The sequence below is a fragment of the Actinomadura logoneensis genome, assembly GCF_003428695.1.
GTDB lineage: Bacteria > Actinomycetota > Actinomycetes > Streptosporangiales > Streptosporangiaceae > Spirillospora > Spirillospora logoneensis.
This window is the reverse complement of sequence record NZ_QURH01000157.1, coordinates 1-3166: the sequence shown is the minus strand read 5'-3', so window position 1 is coordinate 3166 and position 3166 is coordinate 1. Positions and strand designations below refer to the sequence as shown.

The following is a 3166-nucleotide window of genomic DNA, read 5'->3' as shown; positions in this document are numbered from 1 at the left end:
GTCACGGCCGGGTGAGCGAGCGGACGAGGGGGAAGGCGGCGCGGCGCGCGCTGGTGGCCCCGTCCGGGGCGGGCGCGCCGTAGCGGACCTCGACGCCGCGCTCGCGGGCGGCCTGGACGATGCCGGGCATGGCGCGCTCGGCGAGCGCGGCGATGGTGAACGCCGGGTTGACGGTCAGCGCGCCGGGGACGGCCGAGCCGTCGGTGACGAAGATGCCCGGGTGGCCGCGCAGCTCGTGCCGGTCGTCCAGGGCCGAGGTGGCGGGGTCGTCGCCGATCCGGCAGGACGCCAGCGGGTGCACCGTGTACGCGCCGACCAGGTCGTTCGTCCAGGGCAGGACGCGGGCCAGCCCGTCGCGCTCCAGGATGTCGCGGACCTCGGCGTCCGACTCGGCCCAGCCGCGCAGCGTGTTGGCGGTCGGGTCGTAGCGCAGCGGGCCGCGGCCGAGCATCTGCTGGGAGATGCGCTCGGCGTTGCCGGTGGGAGGCAGGTCGCCGAACACGCCCTCGTTGTCGTCCTCGCTCATCGTGAAGACGGTCAGCCAGGACTGCCAGCTGCGGAGCATCTCCTTCTTCTCCGGCCCGAACCAGGTCGGCCGGCCGTCCGCGCCGGGGACCTGCGCGAGGATCGTGCCGAAGCCGGGCGGGAAGTAGAGCTGCTCCAGGGTGAACCGGGAGAACTCGGGCAGGTCGGGGTCGAGCCGGTCCCAGCTCGCCACGCACGGCCCCTTGCCGATCTGGGACGCGGCGTACGCGGCGTCCCCGTGCGAGAGGCCGAGCACCGACCGGACGCGCTCCTCGTCGAACACGGCGGTGTTGAGGCGCTCGCCGTTGCCGGAGAAGTAGCGGCCCACGCCGTGCGGCATCGGCCCGAGCGCCCCCTCGGACCGCTTGAGGATCACCGGTGTCGCGCCCGCCCCGGCGGCGACCACCACGAGCTTGGCGTCGAGCGTGCCGCTCCCGGCCGTGACCCGGTAGTCCTCGCCGTCGATGACGTTGTAGTGGACGCGGTAGCCGCCGTCGTCGGTGCGGGACAGCAGCTGCACCTCGTGCAGCGGGCGGATCTCCGCGCCGTGCGCGACGGCCGCGGGCAGGTAGTTCAGCAGCAGCGACCGCTTGGCGTCGAACCGGCAGCCCGCCATCATCCAGTTGCAGTTGGTGCACTTGTCCCGGTCGATCGCGGCGGGGGCCGGGTTGGCGGTGCGTCCGGCGTGCGCGCACGCCGCCGCGAACAGCCCGCCCGAGTAGGTCACGTCCGACCAGTCCTGCCGGATGATCGGCAGCGCCTCGGCGACCCGGTCGTACCAGGGGTCGAGGGCGTCCCGGTCGATCGAGGACGGCCACATGCGGCGGCCCAGCGAGCCTTGCCGGTCGAACACGAACCGGGGGGCGCGCGGCATCGCGGCGAAGTACACGACGCTGCCGCCGCCGACGCAGTTGCCGCCGAGCACGCTCATGCCGTCCCCGACGACGAAGTCGAAGATCCGGGTGTAGGACGACCCGAGCAGGAAGTCGTGCTCGAACTCGTCGCTCGGCACCCAGGGGCCGCGCTCCAGGACGGTGACCTTCGCGCCGCCCGCCGCCAGGTGGTACGCGGCGATCGCGCCGCCGAACCCGCTGCCGATGACGACGACGTCGGTGCGTTCGACGGCGCCGCCGCCGCTGCCGTCGCTCTTGCCCGCGATGTCGGTCGGGGTGCTCATGCGGGGCTCCCGGTGGAGGTCGTGCCCGGATGGAGGGGCGCCAGTTCGCGCCGGTAGGAGAAGGACGGGAAGCGCCAGAGGCCGTCCTCGTCCGGCGGGGAGAACCCCATCGCCGTGAGGCCGGGGTGGCCCGCCTTCATCGCGTCCGCCGTCGGCATGTGCGCGGCGGTGTCGAAGGCCATGTTGCAGAACAGCGCCAGCAGCACCCACAGGTCCTTCTCGGGGTGCCCGGGCGTGGTCAGCGCGCGGACGAGCGCGGCGCGGTCGGCGTGGTCCAGCGCCACGAAGGGCGGGACGCCGTCGTCGAGGGCGCGGCCGTGCTCGCGGGCGTACGCCTCGGCGTGCCGGTTGAGCGCCTCGACGTAGCCGTCCAGGCCCCCCGTCACGCCGGTGGCCGGGGTGCGCAGCAGTTCCAGCGCGCCCGCCGCGACCGCGCCCGGTCCGGGGGCGGCGCCCGCCACGGCCCGGTCGTCCGGGCCGCGCCGCTCGCCCGGGACGATGGTGTCCGCGAACGCCTCCAGTGTCGCCGTCGCCGCGTCGTCGGCGGCCGGGTCAGCCGTTTCCATCTGGACCCTCCCTCACCGTGGTGAATTCACAAAAAGGATCTGCGGCCCCGGTGCGGGCGGTCATCTTCGGGATTGCCGGTCGATAATTGACCCGTCAATGACCCTGTCATAGGATGATCAACCTTCGTGACAGGGTGGGTGTGAGCACATGCAGGAACGTGCACGGCGTACTCGCGAGACCATTCTTCGGGCAGCCGCCGCAGCCTTCGAGGCCAACGGCTACGGCGCGACGACACTGCAGGAAATCACCAGGCACGAGGACGTCAGCAAAGGGGCGCTCTATTTCCACTTCCCGGACAAGGAGACGCTCGCCGCGACGATCGTGGCCGAGTACGACGCGCTCTGGCGCGGGCTGCTCGCCGAGCTGCGGCCGAGGCATCCGCGCGCGCTCGTCCTGCTGGTGGAGTTCTCCTGGGCGGTGGGGCTGGCCTTCCGCGACAACCCCCCGGCGCGCGCCGGCATCCGGCTGCTGCTGGAGACCCGGCTGTACGAGTCGCACACCCGCCCCCCGCACACCGGCTGGATCGCCGAGACCGCCGCGCTGCTCGCCGAGGCCGGCCGGCAGGGCGACCTCGCGCCCGGCGTGAACACCGCCGACGTCGCCCGGTTCGTGGTCGCCACGTTCACCGGGCTCCAGCAGATCGTGATCCTGGACGGCGGTCCCGCCGACCCGGTGGGCTGCGTGACCACCATGTGGCGCTGCCTGCTCCCCGGCCTCGTCCCGCCCGAGCGGCTTCCGGGGCTGCTCGACCTGCTCGACACCCGCGGCTCCATGACCGGCCACGCCGCCCCGGGGCACACCTGAGTCCGCGGGCCGGGGCGGGTGGATCCCCGGCCCGCGGACCGGTCCCCGCCGGGGCGGAGATCTGTCGGGCCGCCGGGGCGGAGGCCGGTCGGG

Annotated in this window: 3 protein-coding genes; 1 reads left to right on the top strand and 2 read right to left on the bottom strand. The window is 73.8% G+C overall.

Going from position 1 to position 3166, the window contains the following annotated elements:
• Position 1: 1 nt before the first annotated feature.
• Complete coding sequence (locus DZF91_RS08235) at positions 2-1702, bottom strand: FAD-dependent oxidoreductase (protein ID WP_117356888.1); 1701 nt, start codon at positions 1700-1702, stop codon at positions 2-4.
• Entirely contained in the window at positions 1699-2268 is a 570-nt protein-coding gene (locus DZF91_RS08230) for a DUF5987 family protein (RefSeq protein WP_117356887.1), read from the bottom strand. The genes DZF91_RS08235 and DZF91_RS08230 overlap by 4 nt, the downstream gene beginning before the upstream one ends.
• A gap of 148 nt (positions 2269-2416) precedes the next feature.
• On the opposite strand from DZF91_RS08230, the gene DZF91_RS08225 reads away from it, so the two are divergent.
• Positions 2417-3073: a ScbR family autoregulator-binding transcription factor gene (locus DZF91_RS08225; RefSeq protein ID WP_117356886.1), complete on the top strand. Its 657-nt coding sequence runs from the start codon at positions 2417-2419 to the stop codon at positions 3071-3073.
• The last annotated feature ends 93 nt before the right edge of the window (positions 3074-3166 follow it).

Excerpts from the sequence above, each read along its gene's own strand:
- DZF91_RS08235 (WP_117356888.1), bottom strand. The coding sequence starts at position 1,702 with ATGAGCACCCCGACCGACATCGCGGGCAAGAGCGACGGCAGCGGCGGC.
- DZF91_RS08230 (WP_117356887.1), bottom strand. The coding sequence starts at position 2,268 with ATGGAAACGGCTGACCCGGCCGCCGACGACGCGGCGACGGCGACACTG.
- DZF91_RS08225 (WP_117356886.1), top strand. The coding sequence starts at position 2,417 with ATGCAGGAACGTGCACGGCGTACTCGCGAGACCATTCTTCGGGCAGCC.